General features: G+C 72.1%; 13 protein-coding genes. 8 read left to right on the top strand and 5 right to left on the bottom strand.

Translation table 11 applies throughout. The annotated features are described in order from the left end of the window. Positions 1-29: 29 nt before the first annotated feature. From OHA91_RS18820 to pdhA, 4 genes are all read right to left on the bottom strand, one after another. Positions 30-965 carry a GNAT family N-acetyltransferase gene (locus tag OHA91_RS18820; protein ID WP_031155875.1) on the bottom strand — a complete coding sequence of 312 codons (936 nt, stop codon included), beginning with the start codon at positions 963-965 and terminating at the stop codon, positions 30-32. A 126-nt stretch (positions 966-1,091) separates the two neighbouring features. Next, positions 1,092-2,504 carry a dihydrolipoamide acetyltransferase family protein gene (locus OHA91_RS18825; protein ID WP_031155878.1) on the bottom strand — a complete coding sequence of 471 codons (1,413 nt, stop codon included), beginning with the start codon at positions 2,502-2,504 and terminating at the stop codon, positions 1,092-1,094. A 13-nt stretch (positions 2,505-2,517) separates the two neighbouring features. After that, positions 2,518-3,498, bottom strand: coding sequence for an alpha-ketoacid dehydrogenase subunit beta (locus OHA91_RS18830; RefSeq protein WP_031155880.1), 981 nt, complete (start codon positions 3,496-3,498; stop codon positions 2,518-2,520). Then, positions 3,498-4,706, bottom strand: a complete 1,209-nt coding sequence (gene pdhA / locus OHA91_RS18835) for a pyruvate dehydrogenase (acetyl-transferring) E1 component subunit alpha (protein WP_030839114.1) — start codon at positions 4,704-4,706, stop codon at positions 3,498-3,500. The genes OHA91_RS18830 and pdhA overlap by 1 nt, the downstream gene beginning before the upstream one ends. Positions 4,707-5,032: 326 nt before the next feature. Between pdhA and OHA91_RS18840 the strand changes: the two genes are divergently transcribed. Both OHA91_RS18840 and OHA91_RS18845 read left to right on the top strand, forming a co-directional pair. Continuing rightward, positions 5,033-5,692: a response regulator gene (locus tag OHA91_RS18840; RefSeq protein WP_031155883.1), complete on the top strand. Its 660-nt coding sequence runs from the start codon at positions 5,033-5,035 to the stop codon at positions 5,690-5,692. Between the two features lie 85 nt (positions 5,693-5,777). Further along, positions 5,778-6,200 (top strand): pyridoxamine 5'-phosphate oxidase family protein, encoded by a 423-nt coding sequence (locus OHA91_RS18845; protein ID WP_031155887.1) that lies wholly within the window; start codon positions 5,778-5,780, stop codon positions 6,198-6,200. A gap of 68 nt (positions 6,201-6,268) precedes the next feature. On the opposite strand, the gene OHA91_RS18850 is transcribed toward OHA91_RS18845, so the two are convergent. Then, positions 6,269-7,831: a protein kinase domain-containing protein gene (locus OHA91_RS18850; protein WP_266499323.1), complete on the bottom strand. Its 1,563-nt coding sequence runs from the start codon at positions 7,829-7,831 to the stop codon at positions 6,269-6,271. Positions 7,832-8,094: 263 nt separating this feature from the next. Between OHA91_RS18850 and OHA91_RS18855 the strand changes: the two genes are divergently transcribed. The 6 genes from OHA91_RS18855 to OHA91_RS18880 all read left to right on the top strand — a co-directional run bounded on the left by OHA91_RS18855 (position 8,095) and on the right by OHA91_RS18880 (position 15,433). After that, entirely contained in the window at positions 8,095-9,753 is a 1,659-nt protein-coding gene (locus OHA91_RS18855; protein ID WP_031155893.1) for a protein kinase domain-containing protein, read from the top strand. Positions 9,754-9,900: 147 nt separating this feature from the next. Beyond that, the gene (locus OHA91_RS18860; protein WP_266499326.1) at positions 9,901-10,437 is read left to right on the top strand and encodes a hypothetical protein; all 537 of its coding nucleotides are present in this window, start codon (positions 9,901-9,903) and stop codon (positions 10,435-10,437) included. A 71-nt stretch (positions 10,438-10,508) separates the two neighbouring features. Further along, positions 10,509-11,159: a PadR family transcriptional regulator gene (locus tag OHA91_RS18865; protein WP_037633573.1), complete on the top strand. Its 651-nt coding sequence runs from the start codon at positions 10,509-10,511 to the stop codon at positions 11,157-11,159. A 25-nt stretch (positions 11,160-11,184) separates the two neighbouring features. Beyond that, positions 11,185-11,931, top strand: coding sequence for an ABC transporter ATP-binding protein (locus tag OHA91_RS18870; protein ID WP_031155901.1), 747 nt, complete (start codon positions 11,185-11,187; stop codon positions 11,929-11,931). A 101-nt stretch (positions 11,932-12,032) separates the two neighbouring features. Next, positions 12,033-14,792 (top strand): ABC transporter permease, encoded by a 2,760-nt coding sequence (locus OHA91_RS18875; protein ID WP_078959546.1) that lies wholly within the window; start codon positions 12,033-12,035, stop codon positions 14,790-14,792. 101 nt (positions 14,793-14,893) lie between these two features. After that, positions 14,894-15,433, top strand: a complete 540-nt coding sequence (locus OHA91_RS18880; protein ID WP_031155904.1) for a bacterial proteasome activator family protein — start codon at positions 14,894-14,896, stop codon at positions 15,431-15,433. The last annotated feature ends 74 nt before the right edge of the window (positions 15,434-15,507 follow it).

Raw genomic sequence — 15,507 nt, forward strand, 5'->3', positions numbered from 1 at the left:
CGGCGTCGCGCGTGACGACGCCGCCCGGTTCACCGCGCCGGGGCTTCCAGCACGAGGCGGATCTCGGTGACCTCGTAGCCGGCGCGGTCGAAGGCCGCGGCCATCGGCAGGTTCACGGTGTCCGTGGTCGCGGTGATGCGCTCGGCGCCCTGCGCCGCGTGGAAGCGGGTGATCTCGGCGAGGACCTCGTCGATCAGTCCCTGGCCGCGCTGCTCCGGTACGACGCCGAGGTAGCCGACGTTGCGGTGGTACGGGGTCGCCGAGGGCACGGCCAGACCGGCGAGGCGGCCGTCGGGCAGGTGGGCCAGGCGCCACCAGGAGCGCTCGCCGGGGCAGTCGAGGTAGAAGTCGAAGTCCTCGCGGGCCAGCTGCTCGGCGTCCATCAGCTCCAGCTCGTGCCGCGTGGCCAGGTCGAGGCTGCCCTGGGAGAGCCGGACGAAGGCGTCCAGCATCTCCTCGTCGGTGCCCTCGCGGAAGACGAGCCGGCCGGTGGTCTGCGCCGTCCCCGCGGCCGGGGTCCACTCGTAGCGCAGGCGCTCGATCTCGCGCGTGAGCCCGGTCCGGTGCGCGGCCTCCTGGCGCCAGGCGACGGCCGCGGCCAGCTCCGGGTCGGCGCGCCAGCCGCGGGGCAGGGAGATGTTGTAGCCCGGGAGCCCGCCGAAGGCGGCGTGCCCGGCGTCCAGCAGCCCGGCGGCGACCCCTGCCGGGTCGGCCACCCCGGGTCCCACCTGGAGGCAGTCGAGCGCGATCGGCTGCTCGCTGTCGGTCCGGCCCCACCACAGGGCGCGGGCCAGGATCCGCCCGTCCTCGTCCTCGGCGGTCCAGATCCACTCGGGCCTGATCCGGTTCCCGGCGAGCTCCTCGCGGATCTTCTCGGCGGTCAGGGCGGGGACGGGACCGTCGGCCGGGTGGGCGACGGCGCGGTCCAGGTGCGCGGGGTCTGCGATGGCAGCGCGAAAGAGCATCCGCAGATGATCACACGGTGTGCACGGCACGGACCAGGGCTTTCCCGCCCCGCCGAAAGCCGACGGCCGAAGCCGACGGCCGGCCTCCCCGGGGGAGGCCGGCCGTCGGCTTCGTGCGCGTGTCCGCTACGACCAGGTGATCAGCCGGCGGGGGTGTTCCAGGACCGCCGCGATGTCGGCGAGGAACTTGGAGCCGAGCTCGCCGTCGATGAGACGGTGGTCGAACGACAGCGCCAGCGTGGTGACTTGGCGGGGCTTGACCTTGCCCTTGTGGACCCACGGCTGGAGCTTGATCGCGCCGACCGCGAGGATCGCGGACTCGCCGGGGTTCAGGATGGGCGTACCGGTGTCGACGCCGAAGACGCCGACGTTGGTGATGGTGATCGTGCCGTTCTGCATGTCGGCCGGGGAGGTCTTGCCGTCGCGGGCCGTGGCGACCAGCGAGGACAGGGACTCCGACAGCTCGCCCAGGGTCTTGGCGTGGGCGTCCTTGATGTTCGGGACGATCAGCCCGCGGGGGGTGGCCGCCGCGATGCCCAGGTTGACGTAGTGCTTGAGCACGATCTCCTGGGCCGCCTCGTCCCAGGACGCGTTGACGTCCGGGTTGCGGCGGATGGCCACCAGGACGGCCTTCGCGATCAGGAGCAGCGGGTTGATCCGCAGACCGGCGAGGTCCGGGTCGTCCTTGAGCTCCTGGACCAGCTTCATCGTGCGGGTCACGTCGAGGGTGATGAACTCGGTGACGTGCGGCGCGGTGAAGGCCGAGCCGACCATGGCCTGGGCGGTGACCTTGCGGACGCCCTTGACCGGGATACGGGTCTCGCGCGCCGACGGGTCGGCCGCCGGGGCGGCGGACACCGCGACGGCCTCGGCCACCGGCGCCGGGGCGGCGGCGGGAGCCGCAGCCGCGGGCACGGCCTGCGGGGCGATCGCCGCGGCGGCCGCCGCGTGGACGTCCTCCCGGGTCACGACGCCGCCGTCACCGGTCGGGACCACCGAGGCCAGGTCGATGCCGAGGTCCTTGGCGAGCTTGCGCACCGGCGGCTTGGCCAGCGGACGCTCACCGGTCGGCTGCGCCGGAACCGCAGGCGCCACCGGGGCGGCGGGGGCCGCCGGCGGGGCCGTGGTGCCGTTCTGCGCGGCGACGGCGGGCGCCGGTGCCTTGCGCGGCCGGCGCTTGGTGGAGGCCTCGGAGACGCCGTAGCCGACGAGCACCGGCTGGCGGGCCGCCGGAGCGGCCTCCTCGGCCTCGGCGGGGGCGGGGATCTCCTGGGCCGGAGCCTCGGCGGCCTCGCCAGAGCCGGTCTGCACCGAGATGATGACCTGGCCGACGTCGACCGTGGTGCCCTCCTCGAAGAGGAGCGCGTGCACGACGCCGTCGAACGGGATCGGCAGCTCGACGGCGGCCTTGGCCGTCTCGACCTCGCAGACGACCTGGCCGTCGGTGACGGTGTCACCCGGCTGGACGTACCACTTGAGGATCTCGGCCTCGGTGAGGCCCTCGCCCACGTCGGGCATCTTGAATTCGCGGATGGTCATGGAACGTGGCTCCTCAGTACGCCAGCGAGCGGTCGACGGCGTCGAGCACCCGGTCCAGGCCCGGCAGGTACTCGTCCTCCAGGCGGGCCGGCGGGTACGGGGCGTGGAAGCCGCCCACACGCAGTACCGGCGCCTCCAGGTGGTAGAAGCACCGCTCCGTGATGCGGGCGGCGATCTCCGAGCCCACGCCGAGGAAGACCGGCGCCTCGTGGACGACCACGAGCCGGCGGGTCTTCTCCACCGACGCCTGGATGCCGTCGAAGTCGACCGGGGACATCGAGCGCAGGTCCAGGACCTCGACCGACTTGCCCTCCTCGGCGGCCGCGGCCGCCGCCTCCACGCAGACCTTCACCATCGGGCCGTATGCGGCCAGGGTGAGGTCCGCGCCCTCGCGCACCACGCGCGACTTGTGCAGCTCGCCGGGGATGGCCTCGGTGTCGACCTCGCCCTTGTCCCAGTAGCGGCGCTTCGGCTCGAAGAAAATCACCGGGTCGTCGCTGAGGATCGCCTGCTGGAGCATCCAGTAGGCGTCGGTGGCGTTCGACGGGGAGACCACCTTCAGGCCCGCGACGTGCGCGAACAGCGTCTCCGGGGACTCCGAGTGGTGCTCGACCGCGCCGATCGCGCCGCCGTACGGGATGCGCACGACGACCGGCAGCTTGATCTTGCCCAGGGCACGCGCGTGCATCTTCGCGAGCTGCGTGACGATCTGGTCGTACGCGGGGAAGACGAAACCGTCGAACTGGATCTCCACGACCGGCCGGTAGCCGCGCAGGGCCAGGCCGATGGCGGTCCCGACGATGCCGGACTCGGCGAGCGGGGTGTCGATGACCCGTTCCTCGCCGAAGTCCTTCTGCAGGCCGTCGGTGATCCGGAAGACACCGCCCAGCTTGCCGACGTCCTCACCCATGATCAGGACCTTCGGGTCCTGCTCCAGGGCCTTGCGCAGCGACTCGTTGAGCGCCTTAGCGATCGACATCTTCTCGACAGCCATCAGTGACCCTCCTCGGCCGACTCGAAGGACGCGAGGTAGGCGGCGAACTGGGCGCGCTCCTCGTCGACGAGCGCGTGCCCGTCCGCGTAGACGTTCTCGAAGATCGCCATGGTGTCCGGGTCGGGCATGGCGCGCACGGCCTCGCGCACGCGCTTGCCCATGGCCTCGCTCTCGGCCTCCAGCTCGGCGAAGAACGCCTCGTCGGCGCCGCCGGTGGCCAGCAGGTGGGCCTTCAGGCGCTGGATCGGGTCCTTGGACTCCCAGGCCGCCGTCTCCTCGTCCCGCCGGTACTTCGTCGGGTCGTCGGAGGTGGTGTGCGCGCCCATGCGGTACGTGAACGCCTCGACCAGGGTCGGGCCCTCGCCGCGGCGCGCCCGGTCCAGGGCCCAGCGGGTCACGGCCAGGCAGGCCAGGACGTCGTTGCCGTCGACGCGGACGCCGGGGAAGCCGAAGCCCTGCGCGCGCTGGTAGAGCGGCACGCGCATCTGGCGCTCGGTCGGCTCGGAGATCGCCCACTGGTTGTTCTGGCAGAAGAACACCACGGGGGAGTTGTAGACGGCGGAGAAGTTGAAGGCCTCCATCACGTCGCCCTGGCTGGACGCGCCGTCGCCGAAGTAGGCGATCACGGCCGCGTCCGCGCCGTCCTTGGCCACGCCCATCGCGTAACCGGTCGCGTGGAGCGTCTGCGAGCCGATGACGATCGTGTAGAGGTGGAAGTTGTTGGTGTTCGGGTCCCAGCCGCCGTGGTTCACGCCGCGGAACATGCCGAGCAGGTTGGTCGGGTCGACCCCGCGGCACCAGGCCACGCCGTGCTCGCGGTAGGTCGGGAAGACGTAGTCCGCGTCGTTCAGCGCCCGGCCGGAGCCGATCTGCGCGGCCTCCTGGCCGAGGAGCGAGGCCCACAGGCCCAGCTCGCCCTGACGCTGCAGGGCGGTCGCCTCACCGTCGAAGCGGCGGGTCATGACCATGTCGCGGTACAGGCCGCGCAGGTCCTCGGTGGTGATGTCTGCGACGAAGGGCGCGAACTCCGCATTCTCTGCGTTGTCGACCCGGTCCCCTTGGGGCGTCAGCAGCTGTACGAGCTGAGGTTCAGCGTCCTGCGTCTGCGCGGTGGCAGCGGCGGGCTTGGCGGCGCTCGCCGCACCTGCCGCCCGCTTGGTGCCGCTGCTGCGTCGCGGCTTGCGCGCGGCAGTGCTCTCCACGGTCACTTGTGCTCCTCCGTCGGTCCGGCACCCGGGTTCTCCGGGGTCCAGTGCGGCTCACCTGCATCCGTAACGAGCGCACGGGGTGGGTGCGCGTCGCGTACGGGATTCAGGCGTGACAGGCGTCCCGGCGAGTGCCCTGCGCAATGCACGTTACCCAGTGCGCCGCATAACTGCGAAACCCCGTTTGACCTGCGTTTTTGCTTGGATTTCCAAGTAAATCCGCAGCGACGGGAACAACCACTGGTCACAGCCTTGCAGGGGCCGGGAACAACGGCACGTTATCCCGGGTAACTCCGGCAGGGAAGGGGTGAGTGTGTGAAACTGACTTCGTGCGCGAAGACGGAAAAATCAAGGTATTCCTCCTGGACGACCACGAAGTGGTCCGTCGGGGCGTCCACGAGCTGCTGTCGGTCGAGGACGACATCGAGATCGTCGGCGAGGCCGGCACGGCCGCCGACGCGCTGGTCCGCATCCCCGCCACCCGCCCCGACGTGGCCGTGCTCGACGTCCGGCTGCCGGACGGCAGCGGGGTGGAGGTGTGCCGCGAGGTGCGCTCCCAGAACGAGGACGTCAAGTGCCTGATGCTGACCTCGTTCGCCGACGACGAGGCCCTCTTCGACGCGATCATGGCGGGCGCCTCCGGTTACGTGCTCAAGGCGATCCGCGGGAACGAGCTGCTCAGCGCCGTGCGTGACGTCGCCGCCGGCAAGTCGCTGCTGGACCCGGTGGCCACCGCCCGCGTACTGGAGCGGCTGCGCGACGGCAAGGGCGGCAAGGGCGACGACCGCCTCGCCAACCTCACCGAGCAGGAGCGCAAGATCCTCGACCTGATCGGCGAGGGCCTGACCAACCGCGTCATCGGCGAGCGCCTGCACCTGGCCGAGAAGACCATCAAGAACTACGTCTCCAGCCTGCTGTCCAAGCTGGGCATGGAGCGCCGCTCCCAGGCCGCCGCCTACGTGGCCCGCCTCCAGGCCGAGAAGCGCTAGGCCGCTTCATTCGGGACCAACGTCCCCGGTCGTCGGGGCGGGCTCCTCTTTCCCGGCACGGTGTCGGTACCGGACAGTGGACGGCATGTCCCCAGAGGATCACCACGCCCTCGAACTGCTGCGCCGGGTGCCGTACGGCCGGGTGGCCGCCAGCATGCGCGCGCTGCCCTTCCTCGCACCCGCCCGCCACATCGTGGCGGACGGCGGGGTCGTCCTGAGAATGCACGCCGGCTTCGGCCACCACCAGGCGTGCAACGGCAGCGTGGTGTCGTACGGGGCCGACAATTTCAATTCCCCGGACCCTCGGCTCTGGTCGGTGCAGTTCACCGGAACGGCGCAGGTCATCGAGCCGACCACGGCAGAACTGGAACTCTTCGGTCCGGGTCCGCATTTCGTGAACGGCGAGGTGTTCGACCCCGTCCACATGCGAATCGAACCCCAGTTCATCACCGTTCACTCGCTCGCCGGGAACGGAAATCCCGACCGGCTCTGCGGGCACGCCATCTGACGGGGCGCCCATGCGGACGGGCCCGGCGGAAATCGATTCCGCCGGGCCCGTTGCGTGCTCGCGCCGCGCTACTCCGCGCTGTCGGGACCCGGCGGCGGCGGCTGGGACTTCGTCGCCGTCGCGGTCGCCGTGGCCGTCTTCGTCGGCGTGGCGGTCGCGGTCGCCGTGCTGCTCTTGGTCGCCGTCGCGGTCGGCGACTGCGACGCCGTCGCCGTGGGCGGCTGGCTGGCGGTCTGCGTCCGGGTGCGGGTCGCCGGCGGCGGGGTGTCGTTGTTCGTCGGCGTGTTGTCCGTGGTCTGGCGCGACTGCGTCGGGTTCGGCGAGTCGGACAGGCTCGGCTTGGCGCTGGGGGAGGTCTGGGTGGTGCCCGGATCCTGCTTCCCGCCGCCCTTGCCGCCCACGCCGTTGACGGCGTAGGCCACGCCGCCCGCGATCGCGACGATCGCGAGCACCGCGAACAGCCACATCTTCCAGCGGCCGCCGCCGTTGCCGCGCCGGTCGTCGTAGGCCTCGTAGCCGCCGCTGTGGCCGCCGCCGTGACTGCCGGGGGCGCCGGGGAAGGCCGTGCCGTCGTCCGGGTTCAGCGGCGGCACCATCGGCTGCTGGAACTGCGAGGTCGAGGCGTTCGGGGCGTATCGCTGCCCGCCGCCGTTCCCGCCCACGGGCATGGCCGTGGTGGCGGCGACGCCGCCGCGCCCGTGCGGCAGCGACATGGTGACCGGGCCGGTGTTCCAGGTGCCGGTGTTCGGGCCCTGGTCGTGCAGCATCTGGAGCCCGTACTGGACCAGCCCGCGCATCTCCTCGGCGCTCTGGAACCGGTCGTCCGGGTCTTTGGCGAGGGAGCGCATGACGAGGCCGTCGAGCTCCTGCGGGATGTGGTGGCCCTCCGGCAGCTGCGAGGGCGGCACGGGCGCGTCCTGGACGTGCTGGTAGACCACGGAGAGCGGGGTCTCGCCGGTGAACGGGGGCCGCAGCGCGAGGAGTTCGTAGAGCAGGCAGCCGGTCGCGTACAGGTCGGAGCGGTGGTCGACGGCCTTGCCGAGGGCCTGTTCGGGCGACAGGTACTGGGGGGTGCCCATGACCATGCCGGTCTGGGTCATCGTCGCCTGCCCGCCGTGCAGGGCGCGGGCGATGCCGAAGTCCATCACCTTCACGGCGCCGGCGTCGGTGATGATGACGTTCGCCGGTTTGATGTCGCGGTGGACGATGCCGTGCTGGTGCGAGTAGGCGAGGGCTTCGAGCACGCCCGAGACGATGATGAGCGCCTGCTCGGGGCCCGGGGCCTCGGCGCTGATCAGCAGGTCACGGATGGTGCGGCCCTCGACCAGCTCCATGACGATGTAGGGGACGGTGTTCGGGCCGACCCGGTCCTCGCCCGAGTCGTACACGGCGACGACGGCGTGGTGGTTGAGCCCGGCGACGGACTGCGCCTCGCGCGTGAAGCGGGCCTTGGACACCGGGTCCTCGGCCAGGTCGGCGCGCAGCAGCTTCACGGCGACGGTGCGGCCCAGGCGCACGTCCTCGGCGGCGAACACCTCCGCCATGCCACCGCGACCCAGCCGGTGCGTCAGCCGGTAACGGCCGTCGCCCACCAGGCCACCGTCGCCCCAGTGCTCAGGACCATCGGTCATCCCGGCGCCGTTTCCCTCGGGTTCGGGTGCCATCAGTCCTCGCCGTCGTCTCTCTCGGCCGCCGCTCAGCGGTAGTCCTCTTTATTGGTGCTCCGGTGAACGCTACAGCCTCCGAACCGGTCACCGTTCGGACAAGGCCACCCTGTGCACGTGTGGTCACGGAACGGGCACCTGGCTTGACGTGTGCTTGCCCTGGGGCAGACTGGGCGCCACGTGCGCCCGGCCAGAGGCGTGAAGGCACATCCCGAGGGGAAGCAACAGTCATGAGCCAGGACGGCACTCAGGGCCAGTACGCGGGCGGCTCTCTGGCCGGTGGCCGTTACCAGCTAAGGGACTTGCTGGGTGCGGGCGGCATGGCCTCTGTATACCTCGCGTACGACTCGGCGCTGGACCGGCAGGTGGCCATCAAGACCCTGCACAGCGACCTCGGCCGGGAACAGTCCTTCCGCGAGCGCTTCCGCCGCGAGGCCCAGGCTGTAGCGAAACTGTCGCACACGAACATCGTCTCGGTCTTCGACACCGGTGAAGGCGAAGTGACGTTCGGCGGCGGCCGCTCGGGCGACGGCGCGGTGATGCCGTACATCGTCATGGAGTACGTGGAGGGCAAGCCGCTCGGCTCGGTGCTCGAAGCGGACATCCGGCAGTACGGGGCCATGCCGGCGGACAAGGCGCTGAAGGTGACGGCCGACGTGCTCGCCGCCCTGGAGACCAGCCACGAGATGGGGCTCGTCCACCGCGACATCAAGCCCGGCAACGTGATGGTGAACAAGCGCGGCGTGGTCAAGGTGATGGACTTCGGCATCGCCCGCGCCATGCAGTCGGGGGTCACCTCGATGACGCAGACCGGCATGGTCGTCGGCACCCCGCAGTACCTCTCGCCCGAACAGGCGCTGGGGCGCGGCGTCGACGCCCGGTCCGACCTGTACTCGGTCGGCATCATGCTCTTCCAGCTGCTGACGGGGCGGATCCCGTTCGACGCGGACTCGCCGCTGGCCATCGCGTACGCCCACGTGCAGGAGGAGCCGGTCGCGCCGTCCTCCATCAACCGGTCGGTGACCCCGGCGATGGACGCCCTGGTGGCGCGGGCGCTGAAGAAGAACCCGAACGAGCGCTTCCCCACGGCCGCGGCCATGGGCGACGAGGTCGCGCGGGTGCTGGGCTCCGGGCAGGCCGGGGCGCCGGTCATCGTGCAGGGCCAGGGGCCGCTGAGCAGCGGCGCGGGCGTGTCCTCGGCCGTGTTCCCGCCGGTGGAGTCCGGCTTCCAGGCGCCGCCGCAGTCGGTGCAGCAGCCCTACCAGGCGCCGCACACCCCGACGCCGGCCCCGTACGCGCCGACGCCGGCCCCGCAGCCGCACGCGCAGGGCGGCTACGCCTACCCGCACACGCCCCCGCCGCAGGCGCAGTACGCGCCGCAGACCCCGCCCCCGTACACGATCTCCCCGGCGGGTGCGGCGGGCCCGGCGGGCTCCGGCGGCGGCAAGCGGAACATGCCGGTGGTCGTGGGTGCGGTCGCGGTGGCGCTGCTGGCGGTCGGCGGTCTGATCGCGGCGATCTCGATGAACGGGGACGACAAGGACAAGGGCGGCACCACGGCCGATCCGGGCGCCTCCACGTCCGCGTCCGCGAAGGCCGGGTTCAAGGGACCCGACGTCACGCGCACGATCGACCCCAAGAAGTGCTCGGAGCCGGTGAAGCACTACAGCGAGGCCGGCAAGTACTCGGCGCCGGACCTCAAGTACAAGAACCTGCTGTCCGTGAAGGCCTGCATCCAGGCCTCGGGCGGCAAGTACACCATCGTCCCGAAGGACGAGGCCGTGTACGGCAAGGACACGGTGCTGAGCCAGTCCCCGGCCGCCGGCGACAAGATCAACAAGGAGGGCACGGAGTACACGCTCACCGTGTCCACCGGCAATCCGGAGTAGCCGCACCGAGCGGACCGCACGACACACCGGCACCCCAGGCACCCGATAGGGCGCCCGGGATGCCGGTTTTGCCCCACTATGTAAATCTGAGCGCATATCGCTGACTCCAGCGAGCACGCCGGCCGCTCGGGACGGGAGGGGCTCCCCGTGATCCAAGGCTTCCGCCCGTCGCACTGGCTCGCCTGCGCCGCGCTGGCCGCAGCCGCCCTCGCACCGGCCGCCTCCGTGTACGCCGTCCCGCTCGCACCGGCCCACCCCGACCGCGCCCACGCCCACCGCGCCGCACCGCTCGCGGCCCAGCCGCTGCGCGTCACGGCCGACGAGGACGACGCTCCCCGCGAGGAGCTCGCGGGGAGCGCCGCCGGGGTCGGCCGCGAGCGGCCCGGACGGCCGGCCGCCGAGCCCGCCAATCCGGAGCTGCTGATCGCCTCCCGGCCGCTGCCGGTGCGCCCGCGCACCGAGCCCACACCGCCGCCCCCGCCCTCCCCGCATCCGCCACCGAGGCCCTCCGCCGCCGCCCCGACAGCGCGTGACGACGTCACCGCGCTCGACACCGCGCTCGACACCGAGCCGAACGACCGCGCCGCGGACCTGGCCGCGCACATACTGCCGCTGGGCACCGGATTCGCCCTGATGGGACTGGGTCTGGGCTATCTGGGCGTACGGCTGCGCCGGAGCGCGTAGCACCGTCCCCCTTGCGACGTACGCCCTCCGATGGTTGCCCTGCGTGAACATACTCGGTATACATACCGAGTATGTCGATCCGTCACGGGCTACTCGCCCTACTGGAACGGGGTCCTCGGTACGGCTCCCAGCTGCGCACCGAGTTCGAATCCCGGACCGGCTCCACCTGGCCTCTCAACGTCGGGCAGGTCTACACGACCCTCGCCCGGCTCGAACGCGACGGCCTCGTCGCACCCGACGGCGAGGACACCGCGGGACACACCCTCTACGCCATCACCGACACCGGGCGCGCCGAGCTGCGCGAGTGGTACGAGCGCCCCGTCGACCGGGCCAACCCGCCCCGGGACGAGCTGTCCATCAAGCTCGCCATGGCCGTGGGCGCCCCGGGCGTGGACATCCGCGCCGTCATCCAGTCCCAGCGGCACGCCACGATCCGCGCGATGCAGGACTACACCCGGCTCAAGGCCACCGCGCTCGCGGCGGTCGAGAGCGGCCGCTCCGGCGAGCGCGACGACGTCGCCTGGCTGCTCGTGCTGGAACAGCTGATCTTCCAGACCGAGGCCGAGGCACGCTGGCTCGACCACTGCGAAGCCCGGCTCGTCCGGCTCTCCCTGCCGGCCGACCGGAGAGCCGCCGCGCCCGAACCGCCCCAGGCCGCCGCCGAGACCCCGGCCCCGACCACCACCACCCGGCCCCGCACCGCCCGTACGCGGCGCGCCTGAACCACCGTCCCAGGGGGGACCCCTCATGCCCGACCAGCGCCAGCCCCAGCAACCCGTACTGCAGTTGGAGCGGCTCGTCCGCACCCACGGCAGCGGCGCCACCGAAGTGCACGCCCTGCGCGGCATCGACCTCGCCGTGTACCCCGGCGAACTCGTCGCCGTCATGGGCCCTTCCGGCTCCGGCAAGTCCACGCTGCTCACCCTCGCGGGCGGCCTCGACGTCCCCACCGGCGGCCGAGTGCTGGTCGAGGGCACCGACATCACCGCGGCGAGCCGCAAGCAGCTCGCCGCGCTGCGCCGCCGCAGCATCGGGTACGTCTTCCAGGACTACAACCTGATCCCGGCCCTCACCGCCGCCGAGAACGTGGCCCTGCCGCTCGAACTGGACGGGACCTCGGCCCGCAAGGCCCGCGTCGCGGCCCTCGCGGCGCTGGAGGAGATGAACCTGGGCGTCCTCGCCGACCGCTTCCCCGACGAGATGTCCGGCGGGCAACAGCAGCGCGTGGCCATCGCCCGCGCCCTCGTGGGCGACCGCCGCCTCGTCCTCGCCGACGAGCCCACCGGCGCCCTCGACTCCGAGACCGGCGAGTCCGTCCTCGCCCTGCTGCGCTCCCGCTGCGACGCCGGCGCGGCCGGGGTCCTCGTCACCCACGAGCCGCGCTTCGCCGCATGGGCCGACCGCGTGGTCTTCCTGCGCGACGGCAGCGTGGTCGACGAGACCATGCGCAGCCACGCCGACTCCCTCCTCTCCGGACAGGCGGGCGGCCAGTGACCTCCTCGCCCCAAGGCTGGTACCACTCCTGGGTCGCGGCCCTGCGCATCGCGCGCCGCGACGCCTGGCGCGCGAAGGGCCGCAGCTGCCTGGTCCTCGCGATGATCGCCCTGCCGATCGTCGGCGTGAGCGCCGCCGACCTCACCCTGCGCAGCGCCGAACTCTCGACCGAGCAGGCCCTTGCGCGGCAGATCGGGACCGCCGACGCCCGAGTGCGCCCCCTCGACATGACCCAGCCCATCTACCAGATGCCCGACGGCTCCACGTTCGTGCCGGTCGGCGGCTACGAGAACGCCGGCAGCTCGTCCACGGGGCGGGAGGTGCCGCAGGAACTGGACACGTCCCAGCTCCCGGCCGGGACCCAGGTCCTCAAGGACTCCGTGGGCTACAACAAGGTCCGCACCAAGCACGGACTCCTCGACACCGACCTGCACGAAGTCGACACCCGGAGCCCGCTGGTGGCGGGCATGTTCACGCTCGACCGCGGCCGGCTGCCCGAGACCGCCGGAGAGGTCGCCGCCACCACCGCCTTCCTGAAGAACTCCGGCCTCTACGTCGGCTCCACGGTCACTCCGCGCGGCGCGAACACCTCGTACAAGATCGTCGGGGCGTACGAGCTGCCGAGTGAGCTGGGCAACAACGAGATCCTCGCCCCGCCGGGGACCCTGATCGCCCCTCTCGACCAGGTGCTCAAGGCCGCCGGAGGCCACGGGATACGGCCCAACGACAGCTACCTGGTCAAGGTCGGCGGCGACGGTTTCACGTGGAACATGGTGAAGGCGGCCAACACCAAGTCCCTGCTGGTCGTCTCCCGAGCCGTGCACCTCGACCCGCCCGCCGACGCCGACGTGCCCCTCTTCCAGCAGGAGCCCAAGGAGCGGTTCCAGCAGGGCGGCAGCTCGGCCTCCGACATGGCCGTCCTGGCCACCGTCGTGGGCCTCGCCATGCTGGAGATCTGCCTGCTCGCCGGACCGGCCTTCGCGGTCGGTGCCCGCCGCTCGCGCCGCCAGCTCGGCCTGGTCGGCGCCAACGGCGGCGACCGGCGCCACATCCGCTCCATCGTGCTCTCCGGCGGCCTGGTCATCGGCGCCGTCTCCGCCGTCATCGGCACCGTGGTCGGCGTGGGGCTCACCATCGCGCTGCGTCCCGTGCTGGAGGGGCAGCTCGGCGTCCGCTTCGGCAGCCTGGACTTCCGCCCGCTGGAACTGGCCGGCATCGCCCTGCTCGCCGTGGTGACCGGCCTGCTGTCCGCGATCGTCCCCGCCGTCACCGCCTCCCGGCAGACCGTGCTGGCCTCGCTCACCGGCCGCCGCGGGGTGCGCCGCGCCAACCGGGTGCTGCCGGTGCTGGGCCTGATCGCCGTCGCCGGCGGCGCCGCCATCGCCCTGTACGGCACCACGTCGCGCATGGGCGCCACCGTCGTCGTGGGCGGCAGCGCCATCGCCGAGCTCGGCTTCGTCGCCCTCACTCCGGTCCTGGTCGGCCTGTTCGGTCGGCTCGGACGCTGGCTGCCGCTGTCGCCGCGGCTCGCGCTGCGCGACGCCGTGCGCAACCGGGGGCGTACGGCGCCCGCCGTGGCCGCGGTGCTGGCCGCCGTCGCCGGCACCGTCGCGGTGGCCACGTACGAGCACAGCCGGGACGTGCAGATGCGGCACGAGTACGTCGCCGACCTGCCGCACGGCACGGGAGCGCTGGAAGCCCGGGAGAACAGCGCCCACAAGGAGGTTCCCGCGCTGCGCGAGGCGCTCTCCAAGCAACTCCCGGTGGCGGTGCGGGCGGACGTCGACCGGGTGGTCGTCGGTATGCCGAGCTGCGAGTCGTACTCGACGGAACCCGGCTGCGGCCGCATCGAGATCATCAAGCCCAAGGAGCAGCGCTGCCCGCTCTACGACACCCCCAACGGCCCTGATGCCTTCACCGCGGCACAGGCCCGGGAGCTGCGCCAGGACTGGCGCTGCGTGGACACGGCGCGCCCCGCGCCGGAACCGGTGGTCGTCGCCGACGAGAAGCTGCTGGGCGTGCTGGCGGTGACCGACCCGGGCTCCGTGTCCGCCCTCAAGCAGGGCCGGGCCGTCGCCTTCGACAAGCGCCAGATCAAGGACGGCAGGATCACCCTGCGGACCGTCCTCGCCAAGGAGGGCGTCAACCCCTTCCCGCCGGTCGGCGAGGACCCGCCCGGTGAGGACAAGGTCCTGCCCGTCCACCTGGCACCCGAGTCGGTCAAGAACTGGGGCCTCGAACTGGTCCTGCCGCCGGCGACGGCCAAGGCCGCAGGTCTGGCCACCGTCCCGGCAGGGGCGTACTTCACCCTCGACGGGAAGGCGACCAGCGAGCAGCGGCAGCGGATCGCCGGCGAGATCGACCGCATGGGCGTCGAGGCGGCCGTGCGCATCGAAGAGGGCTACCAGGGCAACGACAACCTCGCGCTGCTCGCCCTGACCGTCTTCGCGGGTCTGGTCACCATCGGGGCGGCCGGCATCGCCACCGGGCTCGCCCAGGCCGACGCCGAGGCCGATCTGAAGACCCTGGCGGCCGTGGGGGCGGCGCCCCGGGTACGGCGGACGCTGAGCGGCTTCCAGTGCGGGGTGGTCGCCCTGATGGGCGTCGTCCTGGGCACGGCGGCCGGGATCCTGCCCGCGGTGGGCCTGCGCCTGGTGCAGCGCCGGGAGCTGGAGGCGCTGTACCAGCACTCCGTCGACAAGGGCTACGCGTCGGTCAGGGAGGCCGTCCCGTACGTGCCGATCTCCGTGCCGTGGGAGACCCTCGCCGGGCTGCTCGTCGTGGTCCCGGTGGGCGCGGCCCTGCTGGCGGCGCTGGTCACCCGCTCCAGCGGCGCTCTGGCCCGTCGCGCCGCGGGCTGAGCGCGGGGACGATTCCCCAGGCTGGTGCCCCCGTACAGGGTGGATCACGACTGTACGGGGGCACACCGTGTGAGAACGAAGGTGTGCGAGAGAATGACGGCATGGAGATGCCGAGGAGTGAACGGTCGCAGGACAGTCCCCCGCACGTCCTGATCGTGGGACAGGACGGGACGGCGGTCGGCGACGCCGATGACGAGTCGCGCGAGGTCCCGGTGACGGAAATGGTCGAACAGCCCGCCAAGGTCATGCGGATCGGCAGCATGATCAAGCAACTCCTCGAAGAGGTACGCGCCGCGCCCCTCGACGAGGCGAGCCGGGTCAGGCTCAAGGACATCCACGCCGCCTCCGTGAAGGAGCTGGAGGACGGCCTGGCCCCGGAGCTCGTGGAGGAACTGGAGCGCCTGTCCCTCCCGTTCACCGAGGAGGCCATCCCCTCCGAGGCGGAACTGCGCATCGCGCAGGCCCAGTTGGTGGGCTGGCTGGAGGGCCTCTTCCACGGCATCCAGACCGCTCTGTTCGCGCAGCAGATGGCCGCGCGGGCCCAGTTGGAGCAGATGCGCCGCGCCCTTCCGCCCGGCGGTCCGCACGACGACGACGAAGACGGTGGCCACGGCGCGGTCCGCTCGGGCCCGTACCTCTAGCCTCCGGCGGTCTGCAGACGAAGCGGGTCCGGCCCACGCCCAGGCGTGGGGCCCGGACCCGCTTCCACGTTCCC

Source organism: Streptomyces erythrochromogenes (genome assembly GCF_036170895.1).
In the GTDB taxonomy this organism is placed as follows: domain Bacteria; phylum Actinomycetota; class Actinomycetes; order Streptomycetales; family Streptomycetaceae; genus Streptomyces; species Streptomyces erythrochromogenes.